Source organism: Pelagovum sp. HNIBRBA483 (assembly GCF_040931995.1).
In the GTDB taxonomy this organism is placed as follows: Bacteria; Pseudomonadota; Alphaproteobacteria; order Rhodobacterales; family Rhodobacteraceae; genus JAEPMR01.
In genome coordinates, this window is the sequence record NZ_CP162412.1 from 740,915 (window position 1) to 755,016 (window position 14,102).

General features: G+C 60.8%; 16 protein-coding genes and 1 tRNA gene. 7 read left to right on the plus strand and 10 right to left on the minus strand.

What is annotated here, in order from left to right:
* Window positions 1–11 precede the first annotated feature (11 nt).
* Genes pstB through phoB form a run of 3 tightly spaced genes read left to right on the plus strand, consistent with a single transcriptional unit; the run spans window position 12 to window position 2,227 of the window.
* Window positions 12–809 carry a phosphate ABC transporter ATP-binding protein PstB gene (pstB, locus tag AB1E42_RS03765; protein WP_368345667.1) on the plus strand — a complete coding sequence of 266 codons (798 nt, stop codon included), beginning with the start codon at window positions 12–14 and terminating at the stop codon, window positions 807–809.
* Window positions 810–821: 12 nt separating this feature from the next.
* Window positions 822–1,532, plus strand: a complete 711-nt coding sequence (gene phoU / locus AB1E42_RS03770) for a phosphate signaling complex protein PhoU (RefSeq protein ID WP_368345668.1) — start codon at window positions 822–824, stop codon at window positions 1,530–1,532.
* Between the two features lie 5 nt (window positions 1,533–1,537).
* Window positions 1,538–2,227, plus strand: coding sequence for a phosphate regulon transcriptional regulator PhoB (gene phoB, locus AB1E42_RS03775; RefSeq protein ID WP_368345669.1), 690 nt, complete (start codon window positions 1,538–1,540; stop codon window positions 2,225–2,227).
* 52 nt (window positions 2,228–2,279) lie between these two features.
* Here phoB and AB1E42_RS03780 read toward each other — a convergent pair whose 3' ends face one another.
* The gene (locus tag AB1E42_RS03780) at window positions 2,280–2,915 is read right to left on the minus strand and encodes a hypothetical protein (protein ID WP_368345670.1); all 636 of its coding nucleotides are present in this window, start codon (window positions 2,913–2,915) and stop codon (window positions 2,280–2,282) included.
* A 165-nt stretch (window positions 2,916–3,080) separates the two neighbouring features.
* Between AB1E42_RS03780 and AB1E42_RS03785 the strand changes: the two genes are divergently transcribed.
* A complete protein-coding gene (locus AB1E42_RS03785; protein WP_368345671.1) occupies window positions 3,081–3,626 on the plus strand; it encodes a LuxR C-terminal-related transcriptional regulator in 546 nt (181 codons plus the stop codon).
* A gap of 68 nt (window positions 3,627–3,694) precedes the next feature.
* Here AB1E42_RS03785 and AB1E42_RS03790 read toward each other — a convergent pair whose 3' ends face one another.
* Complete coding sequence (locus tag AB1E42_RS03790) at window positions 3,695–4,282, minus strand: FMN-dependent NADH-azoreductase (RefSeq protein ID WP_368345672.1); 588 nt, start codon at window positions 4,280–4,282, stop codon at window positions 3,695–3,697.
* Between the two features lie 29 nt (window positions 4,283–4,311).
* On the opposite strand from AB1E42_RS03790, the gene AB1E42_RS03795 reads away from it, so the two are divergent.
* Window positions 4,312–4,551, plus strand: a complete 240-nt coding sequence (locus AB1E42_RS03795) for a hypothetical protein (protein WP_368345673.1) — start codon at window positions 4,312–4,314, stop codon at window positions 4,549–4,551.
* On the opposite strand, the gene AB1E42_RS03800 is transcribed toward AB1E42_RS03795, so the two are convergent.
* Together AB1E42_RS03800 and AB1E42_RS03805 are read right to left on the minus strand one after the other, a co-directional pair.
* Window positions 4,539–4,614: transfer RNA gene (locus tag AB1E42_RS03800), tRNA-Ala, on the minus strand. The genes AB1E42_RS03795 and AB1E42_RS03800 overlap by 13 nt on opposite strands.
* A gap of 89 nt (window positions 4,615–4,703) precedes the next feature.
* Complete coding sequence (locus AB1E42_RS03805) at window positions 4,704–5,030, minus strand: TIGR02300 family protein (RefSeq protein WP_368345674.1); 327 nt, start codon at window positions 5,028–5,030, stop codon at window positions 4,704–4,706.
* 108 nt (window positions 5,031–5,138) lie between these two features.
* Here AB1E42_RS03805 and AB1E42_RS03810 point away from each other — a divergent pair, with 108 nt between their 5' ends.
* Window positions 5,139–5,831, plus strand: coding sequence for a M48 family metallopeptidase (locus tag AB1E42_RS03810; RefSeq protein WP_368345675.1), 693 nt, complete (start codon window positions 5,139–5,141; stop codon window positions 5,829–5,831).
* Between the two features lie 31 nt (window positions 5,832–5,862).
* A complete protein-coding gene (locus tag AB1E42_RS03815; protein ID WP_368345676.1) occupies window positions 5,863–6,513 on the plus strand; it encodes a GntR family transcriptional regulator in 651 nt (216 codons plus the stop codon).
* Window positions 6,514–6,516: 3 nt separating this feature from the next.
* Here AB1E42_RS03815 and AB1E42_RS03820 read toward each other — a convergent pair whose 3' ends face one another.
* The 6 genes from AB1E42_RS03820 to AB1E42_RS03845 all read right to left on the minus strand — a co-directional run bounded on the left by AB1E42_RS03820 (window position 6,517) and on the right by AB1E42_RS03845 (window position 14,039).
* Window positions 6,517–7,473, minus strand: coding sequence for a homocysteine S-methyltransferase family protein (locus AB1E42_RS03820; RefSeq protein ID WP_368345677.1), 957 nt, complete (start codon window positions 7,471–7,473; stop codon window positions 6,517–6,519).
* Between the two features lie 112 nt (window positions 7,474–7,585).
* Complete coding sequence (lpdA, locus tag AB1E42_RS03825; protein ID WP_368345678.1) at window positions 7,586–8,974, minus strand: dihydrolipoyl dehydrogenase; 1,389 nt, start codon at window positions 8,972–8,974, stop codon at window positions 7,586–7,588.
* 95 nt (window positions 8,975–9,069) lie between these two features.
* The gene (locus AB1E42_RS03830; protein WP_368346360.1) at window positions 9,070–9,483 is read right to left on the minus strand and encodes an MAPEG family protein; all 414 of its coding nucleotides are present in this window, start codon (window positions 9,481–9,483) and stop codon (window positions 9,070–9,072) included.
* A gap of 2 nt (window positions 9,484–9,485) precedes the next feature.
* Entirely contained in the window at window positions 9,486–9,830 is a 345-nt protein-coding gene (locus tag AB1E42_RS03835) for a hypothetical protein (protein ID WP_368345679.1), read from the minus strand.
* A 21-nt stretch (window positions 9,831–9,851) separates the two neighbouring features.
* Entirely contained in the window at window positions 9,852–11,078 is a 1,227-nt protein-coding gene (odhB, locus tag AB1E42_RS03840; protein WP_368345680.1) for a 2-oxoglutarate dehydrogenase complex dihydrolipoyllysine-residue succinyltransferase, read from the minus strand.
* Window positions 11,079–11,081: 3 nt separating this feature from the next.
* Complete coding sequence (locus tag AB1E42_RS03845) at window positions 11,082–14,039, minus strand: 2-oxoglutarate dehydrogenase E1 component (RefSeq protein ID WP_368345681.1); 2,958 nt, start codon at window positions 14,037–14,039, stop codon at window positions 11,082–11,084.
* Window positions 14,040–14,102 lie beyond the last annotated feature (63 nt).

Here is a 14,102-nt window from a genome sequence, read left to right on the forward strand (position 1 = left end):
AGCGTGATGCCATGTTTGACCAGAGAATTGCAGAAAGAAAAACAGCCATGACCGAGACCAAGATTGCCGCCCGTAATGTGCAGGTGTTCTACGGCGAGACGCACGCGATCAAGGATGTGAACGTGGACATTGCCGACAAGACTGTCACGGCATTCATCGGGCCTTCGGGCTGCGGGAAATCCACCTTCTTGCGTTGCATCAACCGGATGAATGACACGATCGATATTTGCCGCGTCGAGGGGGATATCCACCTTGATGGCGAGGACATCTATGACGCGCGGGTCGATCCGGTGCAGTTGCGGGCCAAGGTGGGCATGGTGTTCCAGAAGCCGAACCCGTTCCCCAAGTCGATCTATGATAATGTGGCCTATGGGCCGCGCATTCACGGGCTGTCGCGCTCGAAAGCGGATCTGGACGAGATTGTGGAAAAGGCACTTCGCCGCGCCGCACTGTGGGGTGAGGTCAAGGACCGTTTGCAGGCCCCCGGGACGGGCTTGTCAGGCGGGCAGCAGCAGCGCCTGTGCATTGCGCGGGCTGTGGCGACCGAGCCTGAGGTCTTGTTGATGGATGAGCCGTGTTCGGCGCTTGACCCGATTGCCACGGCGCAGGTCGAAGAGCTGATCGACGAACTCCGCGCGCGGTATTCGGTGGTCATCGTCACCCACTCCATGCAGCAGGCAGCGCGGGTGAGCCAGAAGACGGCGTTCTTCCATTTGGGCAACCTGGTGGAGTTTGACGATACGGACAAGATTTTCACCAACCCGGAAGACCCGCGCACGGAGAGCTATATCTCTGGCCGGATCGGGTAAGGAGCAGAACAGATGAACGAACAGCATATTGCGTCGGCCTATGACCGCGATCTGGAGGAGATTCAGGCGCTCGTCACCAAGATGGGCGGGTTGGTCGAGGAAGGGATCCTGAAAGGTTCCGAGGCGCTGCAAAACAGAGATGTCGAGCTGGCCGAAAAAGTGCGTGCCGGCGACAAGGCGGTCGATGGGCTGGAAATGGCCATAAATGAAGCCTGCCAGCGGGTGATTGCGTTGCGGGCGCCGGTGTCTTCGGATTTGCGGACCATCCTGACGGTGTTGCGCCTTGCGGGTAGCCTTGAGCGGCTTGGTGACTACGCCAAGAACATCGCCAAGCGGACAGTTGTGCTGGCTGAAAGCGGCCGTCTTGACGAGCCGAACGGCGCGCTTCGGCGGATGTCGCGAGAAGTGCAGGAGATGCTGAACGACACGCTCAACGCCTTTGTGCGCAGGGATGCAGTGCTCGCGGAAGCCGTGCGGCAGCGCGATATGGACGTGGACCAGATGTACAATGCGCTGTTCCGCGAATTGCTGACCTTCATGATGGAGGATCCGCGCAAGATCACCATGTGCATGCATCTGCATTTTGTCGCGAAGAACACCGAACGGATGGGTGATCTGGTGACCAACATGGCGGAACAAGTGATCTATCAGGTTACGGGTGAAATGCCCGATGATGTGCGGCCAAAGGCCGACGATACTGCCTATGTCGGGAAGGTGGAGTAGCGCCCGTGTCACATTTGCAGCCACTTGTTCTGGTTGTCGAGGATGAGCCATCGCAGCGGGAAATCCTCATTTATAATCTGGAGTCGGAAGGCTACCGGACGTCGGCTGCCGCCAGTGGTGACGAAGCACTTGAGCTGATCGCCGAAGAACTGCCGGATTTGCTTGTTCTCGACTGGATGTTGCCAAACGGGTCCGGCTTGGAAGTGTGCCGACAGGTCAAAGCGCGCACGGAAACGCGGGAACTGCCCGTGATCATGCTTTCGGCGCGTGCGGAAGAGGCTGACCGCGTGCGGGGGCTGGATGTGGGTGCCGACGATTACGTTGTGAAACCCTATTCAGTTTCGGAGTTTCTGGCGCGGGTGAAGAGCCAGTTGCGCCGCGCGCGGCCCGCGAGCGTTGGGCAGGTTCTGACCTATGAAGATATCACGCTCGATGCGGAAACCTACAGGGTGTCGCGGGCGGGTAGCCAACTGAAGCTCGGGCCGACCGAATTCAGATTGTTGAGCACCTTCATGGAAAAGCCCGGCCGCGTGTGGTCGCGCGAGCAGCTGCTGGACCGTGTCTGGGGGCGCGACATCTATGTTGATACGCGCACTGTGGACGTCCATGTCGGGCGCTTGCGCAAGGCGCTGATGGCACACGGGGGAAGCGACCCTCTGCGCACGGTGCGCGGCGCGGGCTACGCGCTGGGTTAAGGGCGCACCGCCAACTGTATTGGCGGCGCGCGTGGTAGAGGGTGGCTAGGCCTTAGTCGTCGTCATGGTCGTCACGCTCGTCGTGATCATCATGATCGCGCTCGTATCGATCGTCATCCCGATCGTCGCGGTCATCGCGCTCGTCATGATCGCGCTCGTAGAGATCGTCATCCCGATCGTCACTCTCGTACCGATCATCATCCCGATCGTCACGGTCGTAGCTGTCATCGCTGTTACTGCTCAATGAGCGGCGGTTTTCGTAACGGTCGTCGTCGCGGTCATCACGGTCACGGTCGCTGCGGCGGGAGCGGCGTTCGTAGCGGTAATCATCGCCTTCGTCGTCGTTGTCATCCTCGAAGCCACGGAGCCCAGTGCTGGCGCGATCATCGTCGTTGTCTTCGGAATGGGTGCGCTCGATGCTGCGGATGCGGTCACTGGCGCGGCCATCGTCACTGCGTTCAACCGTTTCGGAAAGAACCGCGCCGGTAACGCTGTCGATGATAACCGTGACTTCGCGGCCATCGCTGGAATAGCCTTCGATCTCTGTCCGGCTGCTGCCACGGCTTACGCTGAAATGGGTGAAGCCGTCACCAAAGAGGCTGTTGATCCGCTCTTGCACGAGATCTTGCGCAGAGGCGGTTGTGGCAGCGATTGCGAGGGCTGCGGCTGCGGCAAAAGTGAATTTCATTGTCGTCTCCAATTTGTCTCGGCGCTGGGTGCGCTTGATGACAGACACATGATGAAAACCACGGAATTTGAAATATATCAGGGGTTAAGAAGGCCTTATTTGTCGCGCCTATAACCACGGTTTAGGCTGGCAAATGACCTGTTTCAGAGGCAGTATCGCGAGATTATGGCACGGAAAGATCATACAGGTATCAACGCCACCGTCGCGACGGTCGTGATGTGGGGCATGGGCCTTGCGGCGTTGTTTTTCCTTCAGGATGTGGTGCTGGATATCAGCAACCATCTCTCGGAGCGGGAGGGGTATGGCGTGGGCGATCTCTTGCACTTGGTGTTCGAGATTCTGTCGGTCGTGCTCTTGGCGAGCGGTATGACGCTGCTGTTCACCTATCTGCGGCAACTGCGTGTGCGGCACGAACGTCAGGCGCAAGTGCTGCGCAGTTTGCGCGAAGATTTTGACGAACATGTGCGATTCCGGTTCGAGGAATGGGGCCTGACGGGGGCTGAGGCCGATGTTGCGCTTTTGCTCTTGCGGGGGGCGAGTACGGCGGAGATCGCGCAATACCGCAAGTGCTCCGCGGGGACCGTGAAGGTGCATTCGCATAACCTGTTTCAAAAGGCTGGTGTTTCGTCGCGCGTAGAGCTGATGGGGGTCTTCCTCGACGAGTTCATCGAGGTGGGGATGCAGGCGGAGCCGGAAACCGCTGCACGCTGAACTGGCAATCCAATAGCAGGGGCGCGGGGTGACGCGGGCCGGTGATGGCCCGCGCCGGTGATTGGGCTTTAGGCGGCGACCTGAAGGGCCGCGATCTGCTCTTTGGCTTTCTTCATTGCCGTTTCTGCATCAACCGCCATGCGATCTGCCGAGACGAACTCGACATCGGTAATCCCGATGAACGACAGGATGTGGCGCAAGTAGCCGCTGGCGAAGTCGATCGAGGAGCCGGTTTCTGTGCCGCCAGAAGCGAAGGCGATGATGGCACGCTTGCCGCTTAGCAGACCTTCGGGGCCGTTTTCGGTGTAGCGAAAGGTGACACCGGCACGGGCGACGAGGTCGATCCATGCTTTCAGGTTTGCGGGAACGCCGAAGTTGTAGATCGGCAAGCCGATTACCAGAGTATCAGCGGCCTTCAGTTCCGCGATCAATGCGTCGGAGAGGCTGAGCGCCTCTTTTTGGGCATCGCTGCGTTCGTCGGGGGCGGTGAAGTTCGCGCCAACCCATGCCTCATCGATCAGCGGCAGGCCACCGGCAAGGTCACGCACGGTGATCTCTGCATCCGGGAAACGGCCGACGATCTGGTCTGTCAGGTCGCGGCTGACGGAGTTGCTACGGCGAACGGAAGCGTCAAGGCGGAGGATATGCTTGGTCATTTTTTGATTTTCTCGCTGAGAGTACGTTAATGACCGATAGATGGCGCTGCGCGACTGTGCCGAAAAGGGCCGAAACTGCGGGAGAAATGCGCGAAAATGCACAGTCTTTTCGCTTGAAAATACTGCCGGTAGAGCCGGTTTTTGCGCTGCATCTCTGGGTGGTGGGCGCGCATATAAACGTGCTATTTCAGAGCACTACAGTGCGCAAAGCGCGGCTGCATCTGGTCGGATCACAAGGAAGTTTTTTGAGAGGTTTTGGTGGAGCCTAGGGGAGTCGAACCCCTGACCTCTTGCATGCCATGCAAGCGCTCTCCCAACTGAGCTAAGGCCCCATCCGGGTGCAGAACACCGTCTGCGTGCCGCTCTCTAAGCGGCGCTCTGGGCGAGATCAAGTGGAAAATCCCGCCCCAAAGCGAAAAAATCAGGTGTCGTCGTCGTTGCTCGCAACGTCGCCGATCTCGTCGAATGAGACGGTGTCGTCATCGTCGTCGTCGAGCACATCATCGCCCAGATCAACATCCGCATCGTCATCATCTTCAAGGATCAGATCGTCCTCGTCCGCCGTTTCCGGCTTCGCTTTGGTTGTCTGCGCATCCGCGGCATCCGCGATCATGGTGCGGGACTTGCCGTTTTCGATGGTGACCACTTCGCCCGTATAGGGAGAAACGATCGGATTGGCGTTCAGGTCGTAGAAGCGCTTTCCCGTGGTCGGGCAGACGCGCTTTGTACCCCATTCTTCTTTGGGCATGGTTATCCCTTCACTTTATGTCATGCACTTGCAGTGGATCGCCGCCAACTGCCATAAGCCGAAGGAGGTGTCAAAGGCTTTGACGCCGGTTTTCGGTAGAAGGCGCATATGGGCCGATATGTTTTGCATGGCAACCCCCCATTGGAGGTGAATCTGCGCCATTCGGCGCGGGCGCGGCGGCTTTCGCTGCGGGTTTCGCGGCTGGATGGGGCGGTGACGCTGACATTGCCGCGTGGCGTTCTTGCCGCGCAGGGAATCGCTTTTACCGAGGAAAGGGCCGATTGGGTGCGGGCGCAGGTGGCGCAGATCGGGCCGGTGGAGCGGGTCGGGATTGGCGGTGCGCTGCCGTTTGGCGGGGTGCGACACGAGATCGGTCAGTGGAGCGGACGGGGCGTTCGCCATCACGCGGGGCGGATCGAGATCGGCGCGGGGGTACGCGCACCGGCAAAGGCGGTGCAGGGGTTCTTGAAGGCGCGGGCGCGTGATGCATTGGCGGCGGCAAGTGACCGTTACGCGGCGGAACTGGGTGTCCGCTACAGTGTGCTTAGCCTGCGCGACACCCGCAGCCGCTGGGGCTCGTGCTCCTCCGATGGACGGCTGATGTATAGCTGGCGGTTGGTCATGGCCCCGCCAGAGGTGCTGGATTATGTGGCGGCGCATGAGGTGTGCCACTTGCTGGAAATGCACCACGGCGCGGCCTTCTGGCGGCGGGTGGAAAGCGTGATGCCGGATTATGCGACCCATCGCGCATGGTTGCGGAGGGAAGGGGATGCGCTGTTGCGCATTCGGTTTGACGATTGACCCGAGGCGCATTCCCCCGCAGAGATAGGGCATGCTAGTTCAGACCAAACAGAGCGATCAGACGGGCGTGGCGCATGAGCGGGTGTATCGGGCGCTGCGCACGCGGATCATGCATGGAGAGCTGGAGCCGGGGCAGAGCCTGACCCTGCGCGGCTTGGGGAAGCAATTCGATGTGTCGATGACCCCTGCGCGCGAGGCGGTGCGGCGCCTGGTGGCAGAGGGGGCGTTGTTCCTATCCTCATCGGGGCGGGTATCGACGCCAGAACTGACCAATGAGCGGATCGAAGAGCTGGCGACCGTGCGCGCGCTACTGGAGCCGGAGCTGGCGATGCGGGCGCTGCCGCGGGCGCATTTCGCGCTGATCGAGCGGTTGGAGACGATCAATAACGGTGTCAGCCAGATGGTCGCGCGGCAGGATGCGTCGGGTTACATCCGGATGAACCTCGAATTTCATCGCACGCTTTACCTGCGGGCTCAGGCGCCGGCGATCCTTGCGATGACGGAAACCGTCTGGCTGCAACTGGGGCCGACGATGCGGGCGCTCTACGGGCGGCTGAAGCGTACTGAGCCGCCTTATCACCACAAGCTGATTATCGCGGCGCTGAAGGCGGGTGACGAACCGGGGCTGCGGTTGGCGGTGCGGACGGATGTAACGCAGGGCTTGCGGATGCTGAAAACCTGAGGGCTAGTTGGCGCCGAAATTGCGGAGCCGATTTACGTTGGCCGCGATTTCGCCAAGGTGGCGTTCGTCGGTGCCGCAGCAGCCGCCCATGATATCGACATTGGGAAGCTGGCGGGCCACCTCGCCCATTTGGTGACCAAGCTCGACCGGATCGCCGTCTGCCAGATGGCCGAGCTTGCACAGAGTGACCTTTTCGATGCGGACGGCATTCGGGCGGATGTAGCGGAGGCGGTTGCGCCATGCGCCCTGATCGGCGAGGGCGTCCGCAAATTCGAGTGGATGGGCGCAATTGGTGCCGAACCATGCCGCAGCGCCATTGGTGGGTTCGTCGATCACCTCAATGGCCTCGCGCAAGCTGGGACCGGAGCGCAAGCGGCCCTCGGATGTGAGCGTCAGGCTGACGCCAATCGGAATGTCGCAGCTTTCGGCGGCGCGGATAACGCCCACGGACTCAGCGATGTTGTTGAAGGTGACAGCGATTGCCATGTCTGCGGGGGTTTCCTTGAGATTGGAGAGCTGGATTGAATGGTATTCAAGCGCCGATTGCTCGGTGATGTTCGCACCCGTGCCGTAGGCATCCCCGCGCGGGCCGATACAACCCGCGATGTAGACATCGGACACCCGACCGGCATAGGTGCGCCGCATGTCATCAAGGAAGGCAATGGTGCGGCGCTCCATTTCTGCCAGTTTTTCAGCGGAATAGCCCAGTTTTGCGCCCCAATCGGGGCTGGCGCGGTAATCGTGGCCTAGGATCAGCATTCCGGTGCCATGTTTTTCGGCGGCATCGAAATAACGACAATACATCGCGCGGACGATCTCAGATGCATGCGGATCATCGAGCAGCGGTAACATTGAGAATTCGGGTAACTCCAAGCCCCATTTGTAGAGGAGTTCCGTCTCGCTGCCGCCTTCGGTCAGGTAGAACTTGTGCTTCAGTCTTGGGGGGAATTCGCGCGGCATACAGCCATTTTAGCAGATTTGCGGGCTTATCGCGAGTATTCGGGGTTTACTACCTCCGAAAAGCAAACGGGCCGCCATACGGCGGCCCGAGCAATACAGTCTGCAAGCGCGATTAGGAGTGGATCGGGCCGTCGCCGCAGGCCAGCGCTGCTTCGCGCACCGCTTCGGAGAAGGTCGGGTGGGCGTGGCAGGTGCGGGCGATGTCTTCGGCGGCGGCGCCGAACTCCATGCCGACGCAGATCTCGTGGATCAGGTCGCCGGCTGCGGGGCCGATGATGTGAGCGCCGAGCACGCGGTCGGTTTCCTTATCCGCGAGGATTTTGACGAAACCGTCACCGGCATGCACCGCCTTGGCGCGGCCATTGCCCATGAAGTTGAACTTGCCGACCTTGTAGGCGCGGCCTTCGTCCTTCAGCTGGTCTTCGGTCTTGCCAACGGAGGCGACCTCGGGGTGGGTGTAGATCACGCCGGGGATGACATCGTAGTTCACATGGCCTGCCTGACCCGCGAGTAGCTCGGCGATGGCCATGCCTTCGTCTTCGGCCTTGTGCGCGAGCATGGGGCCTTCGATGGCGTCGCCGATGGCGTAGATGCCTTTGACGGAGGTGGCATAGTGGCTGTCGGTCTTGATCTGGCCGCGTTCGGTCATCTCGATGCCGAGCGCATCAAGGCCAAGCCCCGTGGTGAATGGGCGGCGGCCGGTGGCGACGAGGACGACTTCGGCATCAATGGTGTGCTCGCTGTCATCCTTGCGGAGTTTGTAGGTGACGGTGTTTTTCGTCTTGGTGGATTTGACGCCCTGAACGGCGGCACCCATGACGAAGTTCAGACCTTGCTTCTTGAGCAGACGCTGGAACACTTTCTGCACTTCGCTGTCCATGCCGGGGGTAATGACATCGAGAAATTCGACCACGGTCACATCAGTGCCCAGCCGCTTGTAGACGGAGCCAAGTTCCAGCCCGATCACACCTGCGCCGATGACGACCATCGATTTCGGGATCTTGGGCAATTCGAGCGCGCCGGTGGAGGTGACAACGGTTTTCTCGTCGATCTCGATACCGGGGAGGGAGGATGGCTCGGAGCCGGACGCAATGATGATGTGCTTGGCGTCATGCACCTCATCGCCGACCTTGACCTTACCGGCCTCGGGGATGGAGCCCCAGCCCTTGAGCCAGTCGACCTTGTTCTTTTTGAACAGGAATTCGATGCCTTTGGTGTTCCCGTCGATGACCTCGTTCTTGTAGGTCAGCATTTGCTCCCAATCGACCTTAGGCGCGGCGGCCTTCAGGCCCATCTTGGCGAAGTTATGTTCGGCTTCGTGCAGCTGGTGGGAGGCGTGCAGCAGGGCTTTGGATGGAATACAGCCGACGTTGAGGCAGGTGCCGCCCAGCGTTTCGCGGCCTTCGACCACGGCCGTTTTCAGGCCGAGTTGGGCGCAGCGGATTGCGCAGACATAGCCGCCGGGGCCGGAGCCTATAATGATCACGTCATAGCTGGACATATGGTCCTCCTGGATGTTGCGTGCCCACGGCCCCCTGCCATGAAATCGGGGCGGTGTCTCGGGCATTTTTGTTCGTATCGGACATCTCGGCGTTCCTAGAGTATCAGGGCCGAGGCTATAATTACCATCGTGGCGGTCCAACCCGTTAGCCAGATCAGGCTGCGCCATGGCGAGAGGCCGAAATAGTAAGCCGGCACATAGAGCACCCGCGCCACCAGATAGACCCATGCGCAGGCAGCACTGAGGGCGCTGGTTTTGTCACCGACCACCACCAGTACAGTGGCGAGGGTGAACAGGATCAGCCCTTCGAAATGGTTATTCAAGGCGCGGTAGAGCCGGCCTGTTCCGACGCTGAGCAGCGCATCGACGGGGCCACCCAGACGGTGCGGATCGCGGGGGGATGCGGTCTTGCCCATGCCCAGCTCGATATTGGCTGGCACGGACATCAGCACATATTGAACGCCTTGCAGGAGGCCTGCGAGGGCAAGCACCTGAAGCTCGGTTGGCAGGCTCATGAGTCTGCCTCGCGTTCGGCTTCGGCGGCGCGGAGCATCGTTTCAAGCCGCGTGACCTCGGCGCGTGTGCTCTCGGTTTTGCGACGCAGTGCGAGCTTGGTGCCAAGCATGGCCGCAAGAGTGGAGCCAGCGACCAGCGCGCCGGCCCACCAGAGCCAGAAATACTGGCCGGTGGAGAACGTGACGGCGGCAATCACACCGAAGGCGACGATCCAGCGGATTGCCCAGAAGCGCAGATTGCCGCGCATGGCTTGGGCCTGCCGCTCTGATAGCTCCTCGAGCCGCGCAAGCCGTTGACGGGCTTGCGCGAGGGGGCTGTCTGGCGTTTCCTGATCCGACATTGGGCTGTCCTTTGGACGCTGTTAGAGATCCATCAACAGGCGGCGCGGGTCTTCCAGCGCTTCCTTGACGCGGACGAGGAAGGTCACGGCGCCTTTGCCATCGACGATGCGGTGATCGTAGGAGAGAGCCAGATACATCATCGGGCGGATGACGATCTCGCCGCCGACGACCATCGGTCGCTCCTGAATCTTGTGCATGCCGAGAATGCCCGACTGCGGCGGGTTGAGGATCGGCGAGGACATCAGCGAGCCATAAACGCCACCGTTGGAGATGGTGAAGCTGCCGCCCTGCATGTCGGCCATGGAAAGCTTGCCATCGCGGGCGCGGACGCCAAGCTCTGCGATCTCTTTCTCGATGGCGGCGAAGCCCTTTTGATCTGCATCGCGCACGACCGGAACAACGAGGCCGGAGGGGGTGCCAACAGCGACGCCCATATGAACGTAGTTCTTATACACCACGTCGGTGCCGTCGATCTCGGCGTTTACATCGGGCACTTCCTTCAGCGCGTGGCAGCAGGCCTTCACGAAGAAGGACATGAAGCCGAGTTTGACGCCGTGCTTTTTGAGGAAGAGGTCTTTGTATTCGTTGCGCAGCTCCATGATGCCGGACATGTCCACCTCGTTATAGGTGGTGAGCATCGCGGCGGTATTCTGTGCCTCTTTGAGGCGGCGCGCGATGGTCTGGCGCAGGCGGGTCATCTTGACCCGTTCTTCGCGGCTGGCGTCATCCGCGGGGCGCGGAGCTGACGGAGCCGGTGCCGATGCAGGCGCGGCGGCGGGCTTGGGGGCGTTGAGCGCGTTCAGAACGTCCGCCTTCATGACGCGGCCGTCCTTGCCGCTGGCCTGAACCTGATCGGCGGAGAGGTTATTCTCGGCCATCAGCTTCTTGGCGGAGGGGGCATCCTCGACATCCTTGCCGCTTGCAGCAGGCGCTTCGGCGGCCGGCGCGGGTGCCGCTTCGGGCGCTGCGGCGGGGGCCTCGGGCGCAGCGGGTTTCGCTGCGGGAGCGTCGCCTGCGGAGATTTGCGCGAGGAGCGCATCAACGCCGACAGTTTCGCCTTCCTTGGCGACGATTTCGGCGAGGGTGCCGGCGGCGGGAGAGGGGACTTCAACCGTGACTTTGTCGGTTTCCAGCTCGCAGAGCATTTCATCGACGGCAACAGCATCGCCGGGTTTTTTGAACCATGTGGCCACCGTTGCTTCGGTGACGCTTTCGCCGAGGGTCGGGACGCGGACTTCGGTGCTCATGACTTACTTTCCTTCGATCGTCAGCGCGTCATTCACGAGCGCTTGTTGTTGGGCTTTGTGCTGCGAGGCAAGGCCGGTCGCAGGGGAGGCGGAGGCCGGACGGCCGACATAGGCGGGCCGTTTGTGCTTGGCGTTGATGCGGGTGAGAACCCATTCGATATTCGGCTCGATGAAGGTCCAAGCGCCTTGGTTCTTGGGTTCTTCCTGACACCAGACAACCTCGGCCTGTTTGAAGCGTTCGAGCTCCTTGACCAGCGAGAGCGCCGGGAAGGGGTAGAACTGCTCGATCCGCAACAGGTAAATGTCGTCGATGCCGCGTGCATCGCGCTCTTCGAGGAGGTCGTAGTAGACCTTGCCCGAGCAGATGACGACGCGCTTGATCTTCTTGTCGGCCTGAAGCTGGGTATCGGAGTGGCCCTTTTCGGCATCGTCCCACAGCACGCGGTGGAAGGACGAGCCGGTGGTGAAATCCTCGGCATCAGATATTGCCATCTTGTGACGCAGAAGCGATTTCGGCGTCATCAACACCAGCGGCTTGCGGTAGTTGCGGTGCAACTGGCGGCGCAGGATGTGGAAGTAGTTCGCAGGTGTCGTGCAGTTGGCCACGATCCAGTTGTCGCCACCACACATTTGCAGGAAGCGCTCGAGGCGGGCGGAGGAGTGCTCTGGACCCTGACCTTCGAAGCCGTGCGGTAGGAGCATCACCAGACCGGACATGCGCAGCCATTTTGACTCGCCCGAGGAGATGAACTGGTCAAACATGATCTGGGCGCCGTTGGCGAAATCGCCAAACTGGGCTTCCCACATCACCAGAGCGTTCGGCTCGGCCAGTGAGTAGCCATACTCAAAACCCAACACGGCATATTCGGAGAGCATCGAGTCGATGACTTCGTATTGCGCCTGTCCTTCGCGGATATTGTTGAGGGGGTGATAACGCTCCTCAGACACCTGATCGATGAAGGCCGAGTGCCGCTGCGAGAAGGTGCCGCGGGTGGCATCCTGCCCCGCCAGACGGACAGGGTAGCCTTCGAGCATCAGCGAGCCGAATGCCAGCGCTTCACCGGTTGCCCAGTCGAAGCCTTGGCCTGTGTCGAACATCTGCCTTTTGGTTTCAAGCAGGCGTTCAACGGTGCGGTGCATGTTGAAGCCTTCCGGCGAGGTGGTGAGCGCGGTGCCGATGTCCTTTAGTGTTGATTTCTTGATCGCGGTTTTGCCGCGCTGGTATTTGCCCTGAACCTGACGATCCATGTGTGACCAGCGGCCATCCAGCCAGTCGGCCTTGTTGGGCTTGTAGGATTTGCCGGCTTCGAACTCTTCGTTCAGGTGCGCTTGGAACGCGGCCTTCATATCCTCGATCTCGCCCTCGGGGATCAGGCCATCCTTGACCAGCCGTTCGGTGTAGAGGGTCAGGGTCGTTTTGTGGGTCTTGATCCGCTTGTACATCACCGGATTGGTGAACATCGGCTCGTCGCCTTCGTTGTGACCGAAGCGGCGGTAACAGAAGATGTCGATCACCACGTCCTTGCCGAATTTCTGGCGGAACTCGGTGGCGACTTTCGCGGCGTGGACGACGGCCTCCGGATCATCGCCGTTGACGTGGAAGATCGGGGCTTCGACCATCAGCGCGATATCGGTCGGGTACGGCGAAGAGCGCGAGAAGTGAGGCGCTGTGGTAAAGCCGATCTGGTTGTTCACCACGATATGGATGGTGCCGCCGGTCTTGTGGCCCTTCAGGCCGGACAGGCCGAAGCCTTCGGCCACGACGCCCTGACCTGCGAAGGCGGCATCGCCGTGCAGGAGGATGGACAGCACCTTGCGGCGCTCGGCGTCGTTCTTCTGGTCCTGCTTGGCGCGGGCCTTGCCGAGAACGACGGGATTGACTGCTTCGAGGTGGGAGGGGTTGGCCGTGAGCGAGAGGTGAACGACATTGCCGTCGAACTCACGGTCGGACGAGGCGCCGAGGTGGTATTTCACGTCGCCTGAGCCGTCGACATCTTCGGGCTTGAAACTGCCGCCCTGAAATTCGTTGAAGATAGCCTTGTAGGGTTTGTTCATCACATTTGCGAGGACCGAGAGGCGGCCCCGGTGTGGCATGCCAATGATGATTTCCTCAAGCCCCAATGCGCCGCCGCGCTTGATGATCTGTTCCATCGCGGGGATCAGGCTTTCACCACCATCGAGGCCGAAGCGCTTGGTGCCCATGTATTTGACATGGAGGAATTTCTCGAAGCCCTCAGCCTCGACCAGCTTGTTCAAGATGGCTTTGCGGCCTTCGCGGGTGAACTGGATTTCCTTGCCAAAGCCTTCGATCCGCTCTTTCAGCCACGCGGCCTGCTCGGGGTCGGAGATGTGCATGTATTGCAGCGCGAAGGTGCCGCAATAGGTGCGGCGCACCAGCGATACGATCTCGTTCATCGTGGCGACTTCGAGGCCCAGAACATTGTCGATGAAGATCGGGCGATCCATATCGGCAGGGGTGAAGCCGTAGGATTTCGGGTCCAGCTCCGGGTGGGGGGTGTTGTCGCGCATGCCGAGCGGGTCAAGATCTGCGATCAGGTGGCCACGGATACGGTAGGCACGGATCAGCATCAGCGCACGGATGGAATCGAGCACCGCTGCGCGAACCTGCTCTTCGCTGAGGGAGACGCCCTTCTCGGCGGCTTTCGCCTTGATCTTGTCGCCGGCGGCATTGGCATCGGCGGGCCACTGGCCATCGAGCGCGGCGGTCAGATCGTCATTTGCCTGTGGGGGCCAATCCATGCGGGCCCATGAGGGGCCGGCTGCCTCGGCGCGGGCATCGGCGGAAGGGTCGCCAAGGGAGGCGAAGAAATCCTGCCATGATTGGTCTACCGCGTTCGGATTGTCGGCATACCGCGCGTAAAGCTGCTCGATATAATCGGCGTTGTGCCCCTGCAGGAAGGAGGAGGCGTGAAAGACGTCGTTTGGGGATTGGTCGGTCATGGCGATCTCTGTGGGCGTGTGCCCATGCTCCCTAGCGTTGACTTATGCCGCTGGTCTGCGGCG

Coding starts and splice junctions, on each gene's coding strand:
- pstB (WP_368345667.1), top strand. CDS start 12: ATGTTTGACCAGAGAATTGCAGAAAGAAAAACAGCCATGACCGAGACC.
- phoU (WP_368345668.1), top strand. CDS start 822: ATGAACGAACAGCATATTGCGTCGGCCTATGACCGCGATCTGGAGGAG.
- AB1E42_RS03780 (WP_368345670.1), bottom strand. CDS start 2,915: ATGAAATTCACTTTTGCCGCAGCCGCAGCCCTCGCAATCGCTGCCACA.
- AB1E42_RS03785 (WP_368345671.1), top strand. CDS start 3,081: ATGGCACGGAAAGATCATACAGGTATCAACGCCACCGTCGCGACGGTC.
- AB1E42_RS03790 (WP_368345672.1), bottom strand. CDS start 4,282: ATGACCAAGCATATCCTCCGCCTTGACGCTTCCGTTCGCCGTAGCAAC.
- AB1E42_RS03795 (WP_368345673.1), top strand. CDS start 4,312: ATGACCGATAGATGGCGCTGCGCGACTGTGCCGAAAAGGGCCGAAACT.
- AB1E42_RS03805 (WP_368345674.1), bottom strand. CDS start 5,030: ATGCCCAAAGAAGAATGGGGTACAAAGCGCGTCTGCCCGACCACGGGA.
- AB1E42_RS03810 (WP_368345675.1), top strand. CDS start 5,139: ATGGGCCGATATGTTTTGCATGGCAACCCCCCATTGGAGGTGAATCTG.
- AB1E42_RS03815 (WP_368345676.1), top strand. CDS start 5,863: ATGCTAGTTCAGACCAAACAGAGCGATCAGACGGGCGTGGCGCATGAG.
- AB1E42_RS03820 (WP_368345677.1), bottom strand. CDS start 7,473: ATGCCGCGCGAATTCCCCCCAAGACTGAAGCACAAGTTCTACCTGACC.
- lpdA (WP_368345678.1), bottom strand. CDS start 8,974: ATGTCCAGCTATGACGTGATCATTATAGGCTCCGGCCCCGGCGGCTAT.
- AB1E42_RS03835 (WP_368345679.1), bottom strand. CDS start 9,830: ATGTCGGATCAGGAAACGCCAGACAGCCCCCTCGCGCAAGCCCGTCAA.
- odhB (WP_368345680.1), bottom strand. CDS start 11,078: ATGAGCACCGAAGTCCGCGTCCCGACCCTCGGCGAAAGCGTCACCGAA.
- AB1E42_RS03845 (WP_368345681.1), bottom strand. CDS start 14,039: ATGACCGACCAATCCCCAAACGACGTCTTTCACGCCTCCTCCTTCCTG.